This window comes from Umezawaea sp. Da 62-37 (assembly GCF_032460545.1).
GTDB lineage: Bacteria > Actinomycetota > Actinomycetes > Mycobacteriales > Pseudonocardiaceae > Umezawaea.
The window spans coordinates 6,202,885-6,218,781 of record NZ_CP135965.1; the positions used below are offsets into that span (position 1 = coordinate 6,202,885).

The window sequence follows — 15,897 nt, forward strand, 5'->3', positions numbered from 1 at the left end:
AGGGGGGGAACCATGTCAGGCAAGGTTCGTGAGATCGCGGAACTGATGACCGTTCCGGAGATCCTGGAAGCCCTCGGTGGGGTTTCGCGGGACACGTTCTACAAGTGGCGGCAGACCGGTAAGGGGCCGCGTTGCTTCTCGCTGCCCAATGGGGAGTTGCGGTGCAAGCGGGCGGACTTCGTCGCCTGGCTTGACGGTCTCTACGGGGCGGCGGCATGACTACCACGTTCAAGGTCAAGTTCTGGGAGATCAAGCGGCGTGAGGGGCGGAAGCGGCCGTATCCGGTGCGGTGGCTGACGGATGGTGTCGAGCACTCGGAGTGGTACGCGACGAAGGCGCTGGCGACCAGCAGGCTGTCTGAGCTGAGTCAGGCGGCGCGTCATGGTGAGCCGTTCGACGTTGAGAGCGGGTTGCCACTTGGTGAGCATCGGCGGCGGAACTCGTTGTCGTTCCTGGACTTCGCACAGTCCTATATGGACTTGAAGTGGGGCGATGCTGCTGCGACCACGCGGGGGAGCACGGTGGAGGCTCTGGCTACTGCGGGGGCGGTGTTCGTCCGGGATGGAGTCGGTCGGCCGGAGGTCACGGAGCTTCGCGGAGTGCTGTCGCGGACCCTGTTGCCTCCGACTACTCGGGATGGCGAGGTGTCCGATGTTGATCGGGACGTCATCGACTGGCTCAGGCGGAACTCGCGGCCGTTGTACGAGCTGACAGACGCGGTGGCGGCGCGGGCGGTGTTGGATGCCTTGGCAGCGAAGCTGGATGGGAAGTCCGCGGCTGCTTCGGTGTACCAGCGCAAGCGGGCGGTGCTGTTCAACCTGCTGTCCTACGCCGTCGAGTTGGAGCTGATCCCGGACAACCCGCTGAGCCGGATCAAGCGGAAGGTGTCCAAGGTCGTGGACCAGGTGGACCCGCGTGTGGTCGCCAATCCCAAGCAGGTCGGAGAGCTGCTGACGGCCGTGACGTATGTCGGGAAGCGGAACAAGGATCGGGGTGCGCACCTCGCCGCGTTCTTCGCGGTCGGCTACTACGCGGCGGCTCGTCCGGCTGAGGGGTTGGGGCTGCGTGAGGATGACTGCACGCTGCCTGAGAGCGGGTGGGGTGCGTTGGCGCTGGGGGAGTCGCGACCGGCGGCGGGGAAGCGGTGGACGGATTCGGGGGAGGTGCACGACCGGCGCGGATTGAAGCATCGGGCTCGGAAGGAGGTGCGGATCGTGCCGATTCCGCCGGTGCTTGTCCGCATCCTGCGTGATCACCTCGACCGGTACGGGGTCGGGCCGGACGGGCGGCTGTTCCGGTCACCCAACGGCGGGGTGGTGTCGTCCTCGACGTACTACCGGGTTTGGGATGACGCACGTCAGTACGCACTCATGCCTGCTCAGGCTGCCTCGCCGTTGGCTGGTCGGCCGTACGATTTGCGGCACGCCGCAGTCTCGTTGTGGTTGAACGGTGGGGTACCGGCTACCGAGGTGGCGGAGCGGGCGGGGCACTCGGTGGACGTCCTGTTGAAGGTCTACGCGAAGTGCATCGACGGGCAGCGGGAGACGGTCAACAACACGATTGAAGGACTCTTCGACCAGTGATCGACAGTCGGAACGTAGCCCCTGGGAGCGTCCTGGGGGCCTTTCGCTTGGGCACGTATTGGCCAAAGCCAGTCCGTGAGGAGTCCGTGAACGGTGGCAAAGAGGGGCATATTCCGGCCGACAGTGGCATACGGCGCACCCGCTAAAAGATCAAGCCCCGAGCGCGTTTCCGCTGCTCAGGGCCTGATTCACCCGGCGAAAGGTGAGTGCCCCCGGCAGGATTCGAACCTGCGACACACGGTTTAGGAAACCGATGCTCTATCCCCTGAGCTACGAGGGCGGGGCTGGTGCTGGTGGGTAGCTTACCGGCGTCGTCGGGGGGAAATGTGGTGGGGGCCCTCATGGGTGGGTGGGGGTGCCTAGTCTTGGGTGGGTGACGCAGAACTTGGTTGACGTGCGCGGGGCCGCTGTTGCTGCTGGGTTGAGGGTGTTGGCGCGGGTGACGCCGTTCGTGGAGCCCGAGTTGGTGGGGTTGCGGGGGGTGGTTCGCGCCGGGGACGTGTGTGTGGACATCGGGGCCGCGCTCGGGTTGTACACGGTGACGTTGGCGCAGCTCGTGGGTCCACAAGGGACTGTCCACAGCGTTGAGCCGCTGGTGTTCGCGCATCCGGCGTTGTCGTACATCCTCCGCCCGCGCGAGGGGCGGAACGTGGTGCGGCATTCCGTAGCGCTGGGAACCGCTGAGGGGCGGGAGGTGATGAGCGTGCCGGTGCGGCACGGGTCGCCGGTGACCGGGCGGTCGTTCCTCACGGCGGGGGCGAAGGGGCTTGGGTCGAACGTGGAGTTCGAGGAGCACCTGGAGGTGGTGGTGCGGACGCAGACGTTGGACTCGTTCGTCGCCGACCACGGGATCACGCGGCTGGACTTCGTGAAGGCGGACGTCGAGGGGGCGGAGCTGCGGGTGCTCGAAGGGGGCGCCGGGGTGATCGAGCGGCTTCGGCCGAAGTTGCTGCTGGAGATCGAGGAGCGGCACGTCGCGCGGTTCGGGTACCGGGCGGAGGACGTGGTGGCGTGGCTCGGTGAGCGCGGCTACGGCATGAGGGTCTGGAAGCAGGGCGGGTGGCGGGAGGTCACGCGGATCGACCCCGACGTGCGCAACTACCTGTTCGTGCCGCGCTGACCTGGAAAAAACCTGGAAAAGGCGGAAGACCCCGGTCCCTGGGGGTGGACCGGGGTCTTCCTCGGAAGTGGTCTACTGCGGGTAGACCTCGAGTTCGTAGAGAGAGTATCCGTAAGTCGTACCGCGTTGGGTACCCGTCATTCGTATGAAACGCGCGTCGGTCGGCGCGAAGGCCACGTTGTCCGTGACGCCGTTGCCTTCAGTCGTAACGAAAACCTGCCGCCACTGGGCACCGTCGGTGGAGACCTCGATCCGGTAGCCCTTCCCGAACGACGCCTCCCACCTCAGCACCGCGCGGCCGACCCGCTGGACGGCCCCCAGGTCGACGCTGAGCCACTGGCTGTCGCTCCAGTCGCTGGCCCACCTGGTGGAGGGGTTGCCGTCGACCGCGTTGGCGGGCGGCGAGTTGTACACCCCGCGCTCGTAGCTGCTGGCCGTGGCGGTGCGCCCCTGCGCGATGTTCGCGACGGTGTTGCCGCGACGGGCGGGGAACTGCACGACCTGCTGGTAGGTGGGCCGGTTCTGCCACTGGATCTTGTCCTGGGTGATGCCGCCCATCGCGCGGTGGATCACCGAGTCGGCGCACCACTGGTCGCCCGCGGCGCAGTCCGCGTCACCGGGGTAGACCTGGTTGGCGGGCACGGCCGCCGCCGCCTTGAGGCTGTCCAGCAGCACGGTCCGGCACGCCGTCACGTCGCCGCCACCGCAGTACGTGCCGGTCAACGGCCCCGCGACCTGGTCGCCCAGCACGCGCCGGATGTCCTTGTCGACGTAGCTCCACCAGCCGTACTGGAACGACGAGCCCTTGTGCGGGGCCGCGCCGTGGGTGTCCGAGGGCGCCTCGTCGACCTGGACGGCCTTCACGAGCTCGCCGTAGAGGTCCGGGCCCAGACCGGGCTGGAACTCGGCCTGGACCAGCCTGGGCCACCACGCGTCGAGCACGCGGATCGCCTCGGCGTGGTTGTAGACCTTGCTGCCCTTGGTCGTCTCGCGTCGCAGCGAGCCGGACTGCTGCCACGCCTTGAGCTTCTGCACGGTGGCTGCCAGCGCGGGGTCGGTGACCGCGGACTTCTCGATCACCCGCAGCAGGTCGGGGAGCACCTGCTCGGCGCGCAGGTCGGCGCCCGCGGCCTCGGACATCGCCTTGGTGACCGACGCCCGCGAGGCCTTGCCGCCGTTGGCGATCAGCGCCTTGACGCGGTCGTCGAGCAGGTCGCCGCGGTGCACGGAGCCGTTGCCGAAGCCGGACGAGGTGAAGTCCAGCGCCTGCTTGTTGTTCCAGCTGATGTAGTAGTCCTGGTTCAGCGACTGGGGGTGCTGCGCCGCGGGCGTGTACCGCGCGGTGTTGGTGTTCGGGTCCCAGTCCTGCCACTCGTACTGCTGGGCCGCCTTGATCGGCAGGTTCGGGTCGACCCCGGCCTTGCGCACCGGGTTGGTGCCGGAGTTGAAGTACGCGGTGTCCTTGGAGTCGACGTAGAACCAGTTGAACGCGTACCCGATGTGCTCGGCCGCTCGCTGGAAGTCCTGCGCCGAACGGATGGCGCCGGGGTCGTTGAACTCCTGGAACCCGACGATCGGGTCCACCTCGTGCAGGTAGGTCGACCGCAGCGCGGAGAACGCGACCGGTTTGCCGCCGACCGTGGCGCGGCTCTGCACCAGCCCGTACTTCGTCCGGTACACGACCAGCGTGTACGACCCGGCCGCCGTGCCGTCCGCGACGGTCGGCTTCCAGGCGTTCTTGCGCTCCAACCGCTCCATGGCCACGCACTGGCCGCGCAGCAGGTAGTGGTTGGACGCCTTGGTGGCGGGCTTGCCGTCGGGCTCGCACAGGTCGACGGCGTAGGTGTCGACGATGTCCTGCGACGCCGAGGTCGCGCTCCAGGAGTAGTCCTGGCCGCGGCCGAGCTGCACGTACATGCCGACACCGGCGAAGGACACGCCGCGCGCGCTGATGCCGGGGCCGTTGAGCTCCTGGAGCATCAGCAGCTGCGGCGCGAAGTAGCCGGTCTGCGGGCCGAACACGGCGATCGGGTTGCCGGTGTCGGTGTGCGCGCCGGACACGACGAGCGCGTTGGACATGCCGTGCTTGCGGTTGAGCAGGTCCGCGGGCAGCACGCCGTCGGCGAAGATGCCCTGCGCGGGCTCCAGCTCACCGGCGGCGATGGTCGTGGCGGCCGGGGCGGAGGCGTTGCCGACCTGGTCGTAGACCATCGGCTCGGGGGTGACCGAACCCGCGTCCGGCATCACGACGCCCTGCGGGTTCGCCGGGCTCGCGGAGTACGGGTAGCGGCTGCCGTCGTGCACGGTCAGCACGGCCTCCGGGTCGTTCTGCTCCCGGAACGACTTCCACACCTGCTCGCCGACGGTGGCGCCGTACTTGTTCTGCGCCGCCAACCGGACCAGCGCGGACTGCACCTCGCCGCCGCCGCCGGAGCCGAACAGCCCGCCGACGACGGACGCGATCGCGACCATGTCGGTGGCCTTGAACGGCTGGATGTCGTTCCAGTTGGTGATCGAGTCCGCGTGCCCGCTGAGCACGTACTCGCCGGGGAAGTTCCGCGCCGAGACGGACTGGGTGATGTAGGCGTTGATGCCGGAGATGTAGTCGTTGACGTCCTGGTTCGCCTGCGCGCCACGGGGTCCGCTGGCCGCGACCCGGTCGATCTGGGTCTGCAGGTCCGCCTCGGTGTAGCCGATCTGCGAGTAGAAGCTCTGCTCCAGCACGCGGTTGCCCTCGGCGCCGCCCGCGAAGCCGGTGAGCTGGCTGCGGCCGAGGTGGCGGAACACGTCCATCAGCCACAGCCGGTCCTGCGCGGCGGCGTAGCCCGCACCGAACTCGGTGCCGGACCGGGTGGTGCCGTAGACGTGCGGCATCCCGATGGCCTTGTCCCGGATGATGGTCACGTCCGAGCGCGGCTTGGTCGTGCTCTCGACCTGGTCGGCGGCCACGCCGAACGAGGCGTCGTTGAAGAACGTGCTCAGCTGCTCGTTGGTCAGCCCCTGGTAGCCGGAGGACAGGGCGTCGTACTTCGGGAGCTGGTCGGCCGCGTGCGCGGGGCGGGTCCCGAAGACCTTGTGCGCCAGGATGTCGGCCAGCGTGGCGTTGCCGTTGTTGCCGGGAGGCAGGATGTCGTTGCACTGGCCGAGGCAGTAGTCGTCCGCGGCGAACGCGGTGGTGGTCGGTGTCGCGGGTGCGGCCTGTGCCGGCGCGGTGGAGATGGAGGCGGTGGCCAGCAGGGCGGCCACGACCAGGGGTAGGGCGGCTCTCCGCATGACGCGAAGCTCCTTCCATGCAGGACTGGTGTGGCGCACGTTACGTTTTCCCGAACTTTTCTGAAAGGGTTTCACGTTTATTTGCCCCGATCGGCTGGTAAAGGAAGTTGCCAGTTGACCGAGTGGTCCCGCATAGGGAAAAAAGTGAACATGGTGCGACGACGAACGCTGCTGGGCGGGGTGGCCGCGTCCGGGCTGCTCCTGGGACTGGGCGCGACCCCCGCGAGCGCGGCGAACGCGCCGGACCTGCCGATCCGGACCTGCGACGACTGGGGCGCCCGTCCGCCGTCCGCGCCGACGACGCTGGTGTACGGCAAGCCCGAGCGGATCCTGGTCCACCACACGGCCACCGACAACGTCACCGACTACTCCGAGGCGCACGCCTTCGAGCACGCCAGGTGGATCCAGGACCGGCACATGGACGTCAACGGCTGGCTCGACTCGGGGCAGCACTTCACCAACAGCCGCGGCGGCTTCCTGATGGAGGGCAGGCACGGCAGCCTCGACGCGCTGCGCGCGGGCGACCGGCTCGTCGAGGGCGCGCACTGCCCCGGCCAGAACCGGATCGCCATCGGCATCGAGAACGAGGGCCTCTACACGGCGGAGGAACCGCCGCGGGAGCAGTGGGACTCGTTGGTGTCGTTCTGCGTCTACACCTGCGAGCGCTACGGGATCGCGCCCGCGGCCATCGACGGCCACCGCGACCACTACGACGACACCGTGTGCCCGGGGGACAAGCTTTACTCCCTGCTGCCGCGCCTGCGGCAGGAAGTCGCGCGCGTGCTCGGCTGACCGCGTTTCCTCCTGGCAACTGTGAACGGTCTGATGGGAGCCCTCCCATCAGCCGCAACGCTGGGCAAACGTCCTACCACATGGTGAGATAACGTCGAATTAACGCCAGCTTGCGCATTCGTGCGCGATGCTGACCCTGTATGAACACGAAACGCCAACTCGGGGAGGCGTCGTGATCAAGGTGATGCTGGCCGACGACGAGGACCTCGTCCGGTCCGGCCTTCGCATGATCCTGAGCAGCGCCGGTGACATCGAAGTAGTGGCCGAGTGCGACGACGGGCATCTGGTGGCCGACCTGGCACGTCAGCACCGTCCGCACGTGGTCCTGCTGGACATCCGCATGCGGTCCAACGACGGGCTGGTGGCGTTGCGCAGGCTGCGCACGCTGCCCGATCCGCCGAAGATCGCCATGCTCACCACGTTCGACGTGGACGAGTACGTCAGCGAGGCCCTACGCCTGGGCGCCAGCGGTTTCCTGCTGAAGGACACCGAGCCGGAGCAGCTGGTGAAGGCGGTGCGCGACCTCGCAAGGGGTGGCGCGGTGCTGGATCCCGGTGTGGCGGCACGGGTTCTCGCGGCGGTGGCCGACGGTGAACGGGCGGCGGAGCCCGCGCGTCGTCTGCTGGCGATGCTGTCCGAACGCGAGCGCGAGGTGCTCGTGCTCATCGGGCAGGGGATGTCCAACGCGGAGATCGGTGGCACGTTGCACTTGTCCGAGGCCACGGTCAAGGGCTACGTCTCGTCGGTGCTCGGGAAGATCGGTGCGGTCAACCGCGTCCAGGCCGCCCTGGTGGCCTTCCGCGGCGGGTTGATCGCCTAGCACCAAGGGGAAAGCCGTTTCCCGGATCTCGTCGGAGATCCGGGAGACAGCTCCTAGTTCCCGCTCATCGTCTCGGTGATCTCGTGCACCGAGGGCTCGACCTCCACGCGGTTGCGGCCGTGCCGCTTCGCCCGGTACAGGGCCATGTCCGCCGCCGCGAACAGCTGGTCCAGCTTCGCCGGTCCCGCCGCCACGCCGATGCTGACCGTCGGGCGCCGGGCCGTGCCCAGCACCATCGACCAGTCGTGCCCGTCCACGGCCGCGCGGATCCGCTCGGCCACGGTCGGTCCCACCTCGTGCTCGGTGTTGCCGTTGTCGCCGAGCAGGACGACGAACTCGTCACCGGCCCAGCGGGCCACCAGGTCGTCCGTGCGGCACTCGCGGCGCAGCAGTTGGGCGATCTCGCGCAGCGCGGCGTCACCGGCGGCGTGCCCGGCGTCGTCGTTCACGCCCTTGAACCAGTCCACGTCCACCAGCACCAGCCACGGCACCCGGCCGCGGGAGGCCGTGCTCTCCAGCAGCAGGGCCGCCGCCCGTTCCAGTCCGAGCCTGTTCGCCAGTCCCGTCAACGGATCGCGGGCCGCGGCCTCCTCCGCCGCGACCTTCGCCTGCTGCGCCTGGATGGCCAGCAGGCGCTGCTCCAGTGCCTGTCCCAGGCCTTCCTGGAGCGACTCGTTCGCCTTCGTGCCCGCGAGGACGCTGCACCGCAGCGCGGCGGCCTCGCCGACGGAGTCGTCCATCTCGGCGCAGATGCCCGCCAGGTCGAGGGAGAAGCGCAGCATCAGCGAGTTGTCGTTGATGATCTGGGCCGCCGCGACGGAACGGCTGGCCAGCGTCCGGGCGCTCACCAGCTCACCGCGTTCGCGGCGCACCGCCGCCAGCACCCAGTTCCCGACCGCGTTGCCCCACTGGTCCTTGGCTTCCAGCGCCAGTGCCAGCACCTGCCTGGCGACCTCCTCGGCGTGGTCCAGTTCGCCGACCCCGGCCAGCGAACGGCTGTACGCGCCGAGCAGCGCGCGGTGGATGTGGTCGTCCACGGTGTTGAGGGTGAGGCCCTCGGCGAGGTGGCCCCTCGCCTCCTCGAAGATCGCGGGCGCGGCGGCGGGAAGGCCGGAGGCCGCGCGGAAGTTCAGCGTGCCGCCCAGGCGTTGCAGGCACTGCGCCAACGCGTCCGGGCCGTTGGAGCGGCGGGCGATCGTCACGGCCTTGCGCATGATGTCCAGCGCGCCGTGCCGATGGCCCATTCCTTCGAGCAGATAGCCCAGTGTTCCCAGGGTCTGCGCCGCGGCGGGGTGGTCCGTCGTCTCCTCGTCGAAGTCCAGCCAGCCCTCGGCGGCGAGTTCCAGCGCGAGCGGGATCCGGCCGAGCCGCCACGCCATGGCGGCCCTGTGCAGCAGGATGGCCGAGTGGACCCATCGGTCTGCGCCGGGCGGCGCCTTGGTGAGCACCTCGTCGAACAGGGCGTTGGCCTCGGGTAAACGCCCAGCGTTGATCAACACTCGGACCCTGAGGTCCATGTGCGTCACGTATCCCGCTGTCAGCGGATCGCGCTGCTCCACTCGTGCTCGACACTCCATTCCGACTTGCCGAGCGGGAACGCGGGTCCCGCCGCTGCCGGCACGGCCACAACAGGCTACCGGGAGGAACGCTCCCCGTACCGCTCGTGGTGCATGACGTCTTCGACGGGTATCCGGTTGCGCCATCCGACTCGCTCCAGATCGGGCTTGCCCGGCAACCCTGCCACGGGTCCGACGCAGAGCCACGCGACCGGCCGCAATCTGGCCGGAATGTGCAGCAATCGACGCAGAGCGTCTTCCCGGTAGAAGCTCACCCACCCCACGCCGAGGCCTTCGGCGGTCGCCGCGAGCCACAGGTTCTGGATGGCGAGGCAAACGGAGTAGAGCCCCGCGTCCGCGATGGCGTGCCGTCCGAGCACGGCGGGGGAGCCGCGTTCCGGGTCGTAGGTGACCGCGATCCCGAGCGTGGACTCGAGGATCCCCTCGACCTTGATGCGGTCGAACAGCTCCGCGCGCTCGCCGTCGAGCTGCGCGGCGAACATGCTGCGCTCGGCGTTCACGTGGTCGCGGAAGGCGCGCCGGGTGGTCTCGTCGCGGACCAGGATGAAGTCCCACGGCTGGGAAAGGCCGACGCTGGGCGCGGCGTGGGCGGCCGTCAGGACGCGGTGCAGCGCCTCGGGAGGGATCGGGGCGCCGGTGAACTCGCCCCTGGTGTCACGGCGGCGGTGCAGCACCTCGTAGAGGCCCGCCACCTTCTCGCTGATGCTCATCGGCCGATGGTGCCGCACCCGGACGCGGCCGCCACCGTCCGCGGGGTGCGGACCCGGTCACACCCGCGCGGTCGGAGACGCCCTCGACTCGGTTCCGGAGACCATTGTGGACAGTCGCCCGTCAGCGGCGGGGCGCCGCCTGCGCCTGCGTCTCGCCGTCCGGCGAGTCGCGCCACTGCGTGAACGGCCGGTCCAGCCGCCACCCCGTCCCGTCGTGGTCGAGCACGCGGGCCTCGCAGGTGTCCAGGTTCGACAGCGACTCGAACAGCTCCACGCTCCACGAGAACAGCCGTCGGCACAGCAGCCGGATGGTGAGCCCGTGCGAGACCACCAGCACGGTCTGCGGGTGGTCGGACTCCGCGCGCATCCGCAGTTCCAGCTCCCCGAGGAACGCGGCCAGCCGGTCGTCCACGTCGGCGCCGGACTCCCCGTTGGGCAGTCGGAAGAAGAAGTGCCCGAACGCGTGCCGCTGGTGCTTGAGCACCTCCTGCTGCACCGGGTCCTGGAGGTTCCCCCAGTCCTGCTCGCGCAGCCGGGGTTCGGCGATCACCCGGTCCACCACGCCGCCGAGCCCGAGCCCGGCCAGCGTCCTGCGCGTCCGCAGGTAGGGGCTGACGTAGACCGCCACCGGCCCGTCGCCGATCAGCCGCTTCACCTTGGGACCGGCGGCGTGCGCCTGCCGCTCGCCGAGGGGGGTGAGGGGCAGCGAGTGGTCGGGGACCCGGCAGTACGCCGACTCGTCCACGTTGCCGAGGCTCTGGCCGTGTCGCAGGAGGATGATCCGCACCCCACCATCTTGGGGGTAGGTCCGGGTGGAGCACCCGGCGGACCGGATTCCGCTGTTACAGTCCGGTGCGAAAATCGACAGGGAGTGTCACATGATCAAGTGCATCGCCCTCTACAAGACGCCCGCCGACGTGGCCGACTTCGACGAGAAGTACTTCGCGACGCACCTCCCGATCGTGGAGAAGACCCCCGGTCTGCTGCGCGCCGAGGTGGCCAAGGTCGACCGCGTGCTGGTGCCCGGCTTCCTCGGCGACACCGGCCTGCACGTCATCGCGGAGATGTACTTCGAGTCCGCCGCCGTCATGAAGGCGGCGTTCCAGTCGCCGGAGTGGCACGCCGCGGGCGCGAACCTGTCCGAGATCGGCGGCCTGGAGCTGGTCGCGATGTTCACCGCCGAGGTGGTCGCGCAGTGATCGCGGCGGTGGTCGGCGGCGGCACCATGGGCGCGGGCATCGCGCACCTGCTGCTGGCGGGCGGGCACGACGTGACCGTGGCCGAGGCGGGCGCCGAACGGGCCGAGGCCGCCCGCGGCGCCGTGCGGAGGTCGCTGGCCAAGGCGGCCGAGCGCGGCAAGCTGGCCGCGACGCCCGAGGAGCTGCTGACCAGGCTCGTCGTGGTCGACGACCTGGCCGCGCTGCCGCCGACCGCCGAGCTGGTGGTCGAGGCCGTCCCGGAGCGGATCGACCTCAAGCGGACCGTCCTCGGCCGGGTCGCAAGCGTTTGCCCCACGGCGGTGCTGGCCTCGAACACGTCCTCGCTGTCGATCACCGCGCTGGCCGACGGCCTGCCCGGCGACCGCCTGGTCGGGATGCACTTCTTCAACCCCGTCCCCGTCCAGGAGCTCGTCGAGCTGGTCCACCACGCTGGCGTGGCGCCCGAGGTCGTGGCGAAGGTCCGCGGCTGGGCCGAGGCGCTCGGCAAGACCGTGATCGAGGTCCGCGACTCACCGGGCTTCGCCACCTCGCGGCTCGGCGTCGCGGTCGGCATGGAGGCCATCCGGATGCTGGAGGAGGGCGTGGCCGCGGCCGAGGACGTCGACACCGGCATGCGGCTGGGCTACGGCTGGCCGATGGGCCCGCTCAGGCTGACCGACCTGGTGGGCCTGGACGTCCGGCTGGCCATCGCCGAACACCTCGCCGCCGAGCTGGGACCGCGCTTCGAACCGCCCGCGCTGCTGCGCGACAAGGTCGCGAGGGGGGAACTGGGGCGCAAGTCCGGCCAGGGGTTCTTCACCTGGTAGGCAGGTGCGCGTGGAGATCAGGGAGTACACCGAGGCCGACCGCGGGACAGTTTTCCGGATGCGCAAGCTCGCGTTCGCGAGTTCCGCGCCGCCGCCGGAGCGCCTCGTCACGCCCGGCAGGCTCGGCCTGCTCGCCGAGCGGGACGGGCAGCCGGTCGGCTCGCTGCTGATCAACGACTTCGCCCAGTACTTCGGCGGCCGCGCGGTGCCCATGGGCGGCATCGGCGGCGTAGTGGTCGACCCGCACGCCCGCGGCCGCGGCGTCGCCTCCGCGCTGCTGGACACGGCCCTGCGCACGATGCGCGAGCAGGGCCAGGCGATCTCGGTGCTCTACCCGACCGTGCCCGCCCTCTACCGGGGGCGCGGTTGGGAGCGCGCGGGCGTCCACGAACGGGTCGACTTCCCGATGGACCGGCTGCTGATGTCGCCGAAGGCGCCGCGCAGGCTCACCACCCGCCGGGCCACCGCGGACGACCTGGACGACGTGCACGCCCTCTACAACGCCTTCGCGGCCACCGCGGACGGCCTGCTGGACAGGCACGCCCCGACGTTCGCGCCGGAGCAGCTGCTCGACCTGGACGTGGCCACCGTCGCGCACGACGACGAGGGCGTCCTGCGCGGCTACCTGACCGCCGACCGGGAGCGCGAGCGGCTCAAGGCGCACGACCTGATCGGCCTCGACCTGGACACCCAGCTCACCCTGCTGGCCGAGCTGACCTCGTGGGCGGGCGTGCTGGGCGTGGTATCGCTGCGGCTGGCCGACCCCGCGTTCACCGACCTGCTCACCTCGCAGGCCATCCACAACGACGTGAAGACCTCCCAGTGGATGCTCCGCGTCGTCGACCTGCCCGCCGCCGTCGCCGCCCGCGGCTGGCCGAACGCCGAGGGGCTGCGGCCGGCCGCCGTGGACCTCGACGTCGTCGACCCGCACGCCCCGTGGCACGCGGGCCCGCGGCGGCTGGTCGTGGAGGACGACGGCGTGCGGGTCGAGCCGGGCGGGACGGGCGCGGTGCGCGTGCACGCCCGCGCGCTCGGGCCGTGGTTCTCCGGGATGCAGAGCACCCACGCGCTGCGCCGCGCCGGACTGCTGGAGGGCGGGGCGCCGCTGCTGGACCGGCTGGTGGCCGCACCCGGAACCCCGCGCCTCGCCGACTTCTTCTAGCCCACCTACGCTGGCCGGTCGTGCTCCTCGTCATCCTGGAACTGGTCGGCATCGCCGTGTTCGCGGCCTCCGGCGCCCTCGCGGCGGTCCGCGCGCGGCTCGACGTGTTCGGGGTGACCGTGGTGGCGCTGGCGACCGCGCTCGGCGGCGGCGTGATCCGGGACGTGCTGCTCGGCGTGCACCCGCCGACCAGCCTGACCAAGTGGCCGTACCTGCTGGTCCCGGCGCTGACGGGGCTGCTGGTGTTCACGTTCCACCCGCAGGTCGCGAAGCTGCGCCGGGCCGTGCAGCTGCTGGACGCGATCGGCCTCGGGCTGTTCGTCACCGGCGGCACGTCGACCGCGCTCGCGCTGGGCGCCCCGCCGTACACGGCGTGCCTGATCGGCATGACCACGGGCATCGGCGGGGGAGCGATGCGGGACGTGCTGCTGCGCGAGATCCCGCTGGTCCTGCGCCGCGAGATCTACGCGGTGGCGGCGCTGCTCGGCTGCCTGGTGGTCGCGGGCGGCAGCGTGCTGGGCCTGCCGGAGGGCCCGGTGGCGCTGGCCGGGTCGGCGCTGGTGGTGGCCGTGCGGCTGCTGGCGCTGTGGCGGAAGTGGAACGCCCCCGTCGCCCACGGTTTGGACGCCTAACTCACGGGTAGTTCACATCGTTTGTTGGGTCCCTTCTCAGGCGCCTCTCAGGCCGAGGGACAAGACTGGGGCCCATGCGCATCCTTGTTGTCGACGACGACCGGGCCGTGCGTGAGTCGCTACGCCGCTCACTGCAATTCAACGGCTACCAGGTGGACACTGCCGGCGACGGCCAGCAGGCGCTCGAGTCGGTGACGTCGGCCCGACCGGACGCGATGGTCCTGGACGTGATGATGCCCAGGCTCGACGGGCTCGAGGTGTGCCGCAGGCTGCGGAGCACCGGCGACGACCTGCCGATCCTGGTGCTGACCGCCCGCGACGCGGTGTCGGACCGGGTGTCCGGCCTGGACGCCGGCGCCGACGATTACCTGCCCAAGCCGTTCGCGCTGGAGGAGCTGCTGGCCCGGCTGCGGGCGCTGCTGCGCCGCGCCTCGAACGAGCAGGACGAGTCCGAACGCGCCCGCGCGACGCTGAAGTTCGCCGACCTGGAACTCGACCCCGGCACCCGCGACGTGCGCCGCGGCGACCGTCCCATCAGCCTCACCCGCACCGAGTTCGCCCTGCTGGAGCTGTTCCTGGCCCACCCCAAGCAGGTGCTGACCCGCGGCCGCATCCTCGAGGACGTCTGGGGCTACGACTTCCCGACCTCCGGCAACGCGCTGGAGGTCTACGTCGGGTACCTGCGGCGCAAGACCGAGTTGGAGGGCGAGTCCCGGCTGCTGCACACGGTGCGCGGCGTCGGCTACGTGCTGCGGGAGACGCCTCCGTGATCAGCGCCCCACCGTCGCACGACGTCCTCGCCACGGGGAGGTTCCAGCGGGTCTCGCTGCGGGCCAGGGTGACGCTGCTGGCGGCGTTCTGCGTCGCGGGCGTCGTGGCGATGGTCTCGCTCGGCGCCTACATGACGGTGAGCCAGAACCTGTACACCCAGCTGGACGAGACGCTCCGGCAGCGGGTCAGCGACGCGATCGCCACGCCGTTGGTGCAGGGCGGCCAGGACGTCCAGTCGTTCCCCGGCGCGTTCCTGGTGGCGGGCGACATCCGCATCGGGCTGCTCGACGACTCCGGGCGGATCCTGTACGCGAAGGGCGCCACGCCGCCGCCCACCAACAGCCTCGACATCGAGGTCGCCAAGGGCGAGCGGGACGAGAACATCTGGACCGACGACCGCACCGAGTTCCGCGTCATCTCGAAGAAGTACGGGATCGGCCAGGCCATGGTCATCGCGCAGTCCATGAAACCGCTGCGCGGCACCCTCGGCAAGCTCAACGTCGTGCTGTTCGTGATCAGCGGCCTCGGCGTGCTCATCGCCGCGGGCGCCGGGACGGCCGTCGCGCGCACCGGACTCCGTCCCGTGCAACGGCTCACCGAGGCCACCGAACGGGTCGCCATGACCGGCGACCTCAGACCCATCCCCGTGACGGGGGACGACGAGCTCGCGAGGCTGACGCAGAGGTTCAACGCCATGTTGGGGGCCGTGGCGGAGTCGCAGGAGAGGCAGCGGCGGCTGGTCGCCGACGCCGGGCACGAACTGCGCACCCCGCTGACGTCGATGCGGACCAACCTGGAACTGCTGCTCGCCTCCGAGCGCCCCAACGCCCCCACGCTGTCCGATGTGGACAAGGCCGAGATCAACGACGACGTGCGCGCCCAACTGGACGAGCTCACGACCCTGATCGGCGACCTGGTGGAACTGGCCCGCGAGGACGCCCCGCAGGTCGTGCAGGAGCCGGTCGACCTGATCGAGGTCGTCGAACGCGCACTGGACCGCGCCCGGCGGAGGGCGGTCACCCACGTGAAGTTCGACGTCCGCCTGCAACCGTGGTCACTGCTCGGCGACTCGAACTCACTGGAACGCGCCGTCCTCAACCTGCTCGACAACGCCGTGAAGTTCAGCCCCGACGACGGCGTCGTGCGCCTGGAGATCAAGCAGTTGGGCGACGGCAGCGCGGTCGTCGAGGTGGCCGATTCCGGTCCGGGGATCGCCGACACCGACGTGCCGCACGTCTTCGAGCGCTTCTACCGCTCCTCCGAGGCCAGGACCCTGCCGGGTTCGGGGCTGGGACTGGCGATCGTGAAGCAGGCGGCGGAACGGCACGGCGGCATGGCCTACACGGGCCGCGCGCCCGAGGGCGGCGCGCTGTTCGCGATGCGCCTGCCGGGCAGGCCGTAGGGCGGGACTCGGAACCCGAGTCCCGCCGG

At 70.3% G+C, this 15,897-nt stretch carries 15 protein-coding genes and 1 tRNA gene; 11 read left to right on the forward strand and 5 right to left on the reverse strand.

The features are described from left to right. Nucleotides 1-12: 12 nt before the first annotated feature. Complete coding sequence (locus RM788_RS28565; RefSeq protein ID WP_315920740.1) at nucleotides 13-219, forward strand: helix-turn-helix transcriptional regulator; 207 nt, start codon at nucleotides 13-15, stop codon at nucleotides 217-219. After that, nucleotides 216-1,583, forward strand: a complete 1,368-nt coding sequence (locus RM788_RS28570; protein ID WP_315920742.1) for a tyrosine-type recombinase/integrase — start codon at nucleotides 216-218, stop codon at nucleotides 1,581-1,583. Before RM788_RS28565 ends, RM788_RS28570 begins: the two co-directional genes overlap by 4 nt. A gap of 207 nt (nucleotides 1,584-1,790) precedes the next feature. Here the strand turns inward: RM788_RS28570 and RM788_RS28575 are convergent. Continuing rightward, nucleotides 1,791-1,863, reverse strand: a tRNA-Arg gene (locus tag RM788_RS28575). Nucleotides 1,864-1,956: 93 nt separating this feature from the next. Between RM788_RS28575 and RM788_RS28580 the strand changes: the two genes are divergently transcribed. Then, nucleotides 1,957-2,703 carry an FkbM family methyltransferase gene (locus tag RM788_RS28580; protein ID WP_315920744.1) on the forward strand — a complete coding sequence of 249 codons (747 nt, stop codon included), beginning with the start codon at nucleotides 1,957-1,959 and terminating at the stop codon, nucleotides 2,701-2,703. A gap of 72 nt (nucleotides 2,704-2,775) precedes the next feature. Here RM788_RS28580 and RM788_RS28585 read toward each other — a convergent pair whose 3' ends face one another. Further along, nucleotides 2,776-5,976: a penicillin acylase family protein gene (locus tag RM788_RS28585; RefSeq protein WP_315920746.1), complete on the reverse strand. Its 3,201-nt coding sequence runs from the start codon at nucleotides 5,974-5,976 to the stop codon at nucleotides 2,776-2,778. A 150-nt stretch (nucleotides 5,977-6,126) separates the two neighbouring features. Between RM788_RS28585 and RM788_RS28590 the strand changes: the two genes are divergently transcribed. Continuing rightward, nucleotides 6,127-6,768: a peptidoglycan recognition protein family protein gene (locus RM788_RS28590; protein WP_315920748.1), complete on the forward strand. Its 642-nt coding sequence runs from the start codon at nucleotides 6,127-6,129 to the stop codon at nucleotides 6,766-6,768. 172 nt (nucleotides 6,769-6,940) lie between these two features. Further along, entirely contained in the window at nucleotides 6,941-7,588 is a 648-nt protein-coding gene (locus RM788_RS28595; RefSeq protein ID WP_315920750.1) for a response regulator, read from the forward strand. A gap of 53 nt (nucleotides 7,589-7,641) precedes the next feature. Here RM788_RS28595 and RM788_RS28600 read toward each other — a convergent pair whose 3' ends face one another. The 3 genes from RM788_RS28600 to RM788_RS28610 all read right to left on the reverse strand — a co-directional run bounded on the left by RM788_RS28600 (nucleotide 7,642) and on the right by RM788_RS28610 (nucleotide 10,662). Continuing rightward, nucleotides 7,642-9,087, reverse strand: coding sequence for a GGDEF domain-containing protein (locus RM788_RS28600; protein WP_315920752.1), 1,446 nt, complete (start codon nucleotides 9,085-9,087; stop codon nucleotides 7,642-7,644). Nucleotides 9,088-9,221: 134 nt separating this feature from the next. After that, nucleotides 9,222-9,875 (reverse strand): 5,6-dimethylbenzimidazole synthase, encoded by a 654-nt coding sequence (gene bluB / locus RM788_RS28605; protein WP_315920755.1) that lies wholly within the window; start codon nucleotides 9,873-9,875, stop codon nucleotides 9,222-9,224. Nucleotides 9,876-9,996: 121 nt separating this feature from the next. Continuing rightward, nucleotides 9,997-10,662 (reverse strand): histidine phosphatase family protein, encoded by a 666-nt coding sequence (locus tag RM788_RS28610; RefSeq protein ID WP_315920757.1) that lies wholly within the window; start codon nucleotides 10,660-10,662, stop codon nucleotides 9,997-9,999. A 91-nt stretch (nucleotides 10,663-10,753) separates the two neighbouring features. On the opposite strand from RM788_RS28610, the gene RM788_RS28615 reads away from it, so the two are divergent. The 6 genes from RM788_RS28615 to RM788_RS28640 all read left to right on the forward strand — a co-directional run bounded on the left by RM788_RS28615 (nucleotide 10,754) and on the right by RM788_RS28640 (nucleotide 15,868). Further along, on the forward strand, nucleotides 10,754-11,074 hold the full coding sequence (locus RM788_RS28615; RefSeq protein ID WP_315920759.1) for an EthD family reductase: 321 nt from the start codon (nucleotides 10,754-10,756) through the stop codon (nucleotides 11,072-11,074). After that, nucleotides 11,071-11,901, forward strand: coding sequence for a 3-hydroxyacyl-CoA dehydrogenase family protein (locus RM788_RS28620; protein ID WP_315920761.1), 831 nt, complete (start codon nucleotides 11,071-11,073; stop codon nucleotides 11,899-11,901). The genes RM788_RS28615 and RM788_RS28620 overlap by 4 nt, the downstream gene beginning before the upstream one ends. A gap of 10 nt (nucleotides 11,902-11,911) precedes the next feature. After that, complete coding sequence (eis, locus tag RM788_RS28625; protein WP_315920762.1) at nucleotides 11,912-13,063, forward strand: GNAT family N-acetyltransferase; 1,152 nt, start codon at nucleotides 11,912-11,914, stop codon at nucleotides 13,061-13,063. 20 nt (nucleotides 13,064-13,083) lie between these two features. Further along, a complete protein-coding gene (locus RM788_RS28630) occupies nucleotides 13,084-13,695 on the forward strand; it encodes a trimeric intracellular cation channel family protein (protein WP_315920764.1) in 612 nt (203 codons plus the stop codon). Between the two features lie 74 nt (nucleotides 13,696-13,769). Then, nucleotides 13,770-14,465 carry a response regulator transcription factor gene (locus tag RM788_RS28635; RefSeq protein ID WP_315920766.1) on the forward strand — a complete coding sequence of 232 codons (696 nt, stop codon included), beginning with the start codon at nucleotides 13,770-13,772 and terminating at the stop codon, nucleotides 14,463-14,465. Further along, nucleotides 14,465-15,868 (forward strand): ATP-binding protein, encoded by a 1,404-nt coding sequence (locus tag RM788_RS28640; RefSeq protein ID WP_399345107.1) that lies wholly within the window; start codon nucleotides 14,465-14,467, stop codon nucleotides 15,866-15,868. Before RM788_RS28635 ends, RM788_RS28640 begins: the two co-directional genes overlap by 1 nt. Nucleotides 15,869-15,897: the final 29 nt, after the last annotated feature.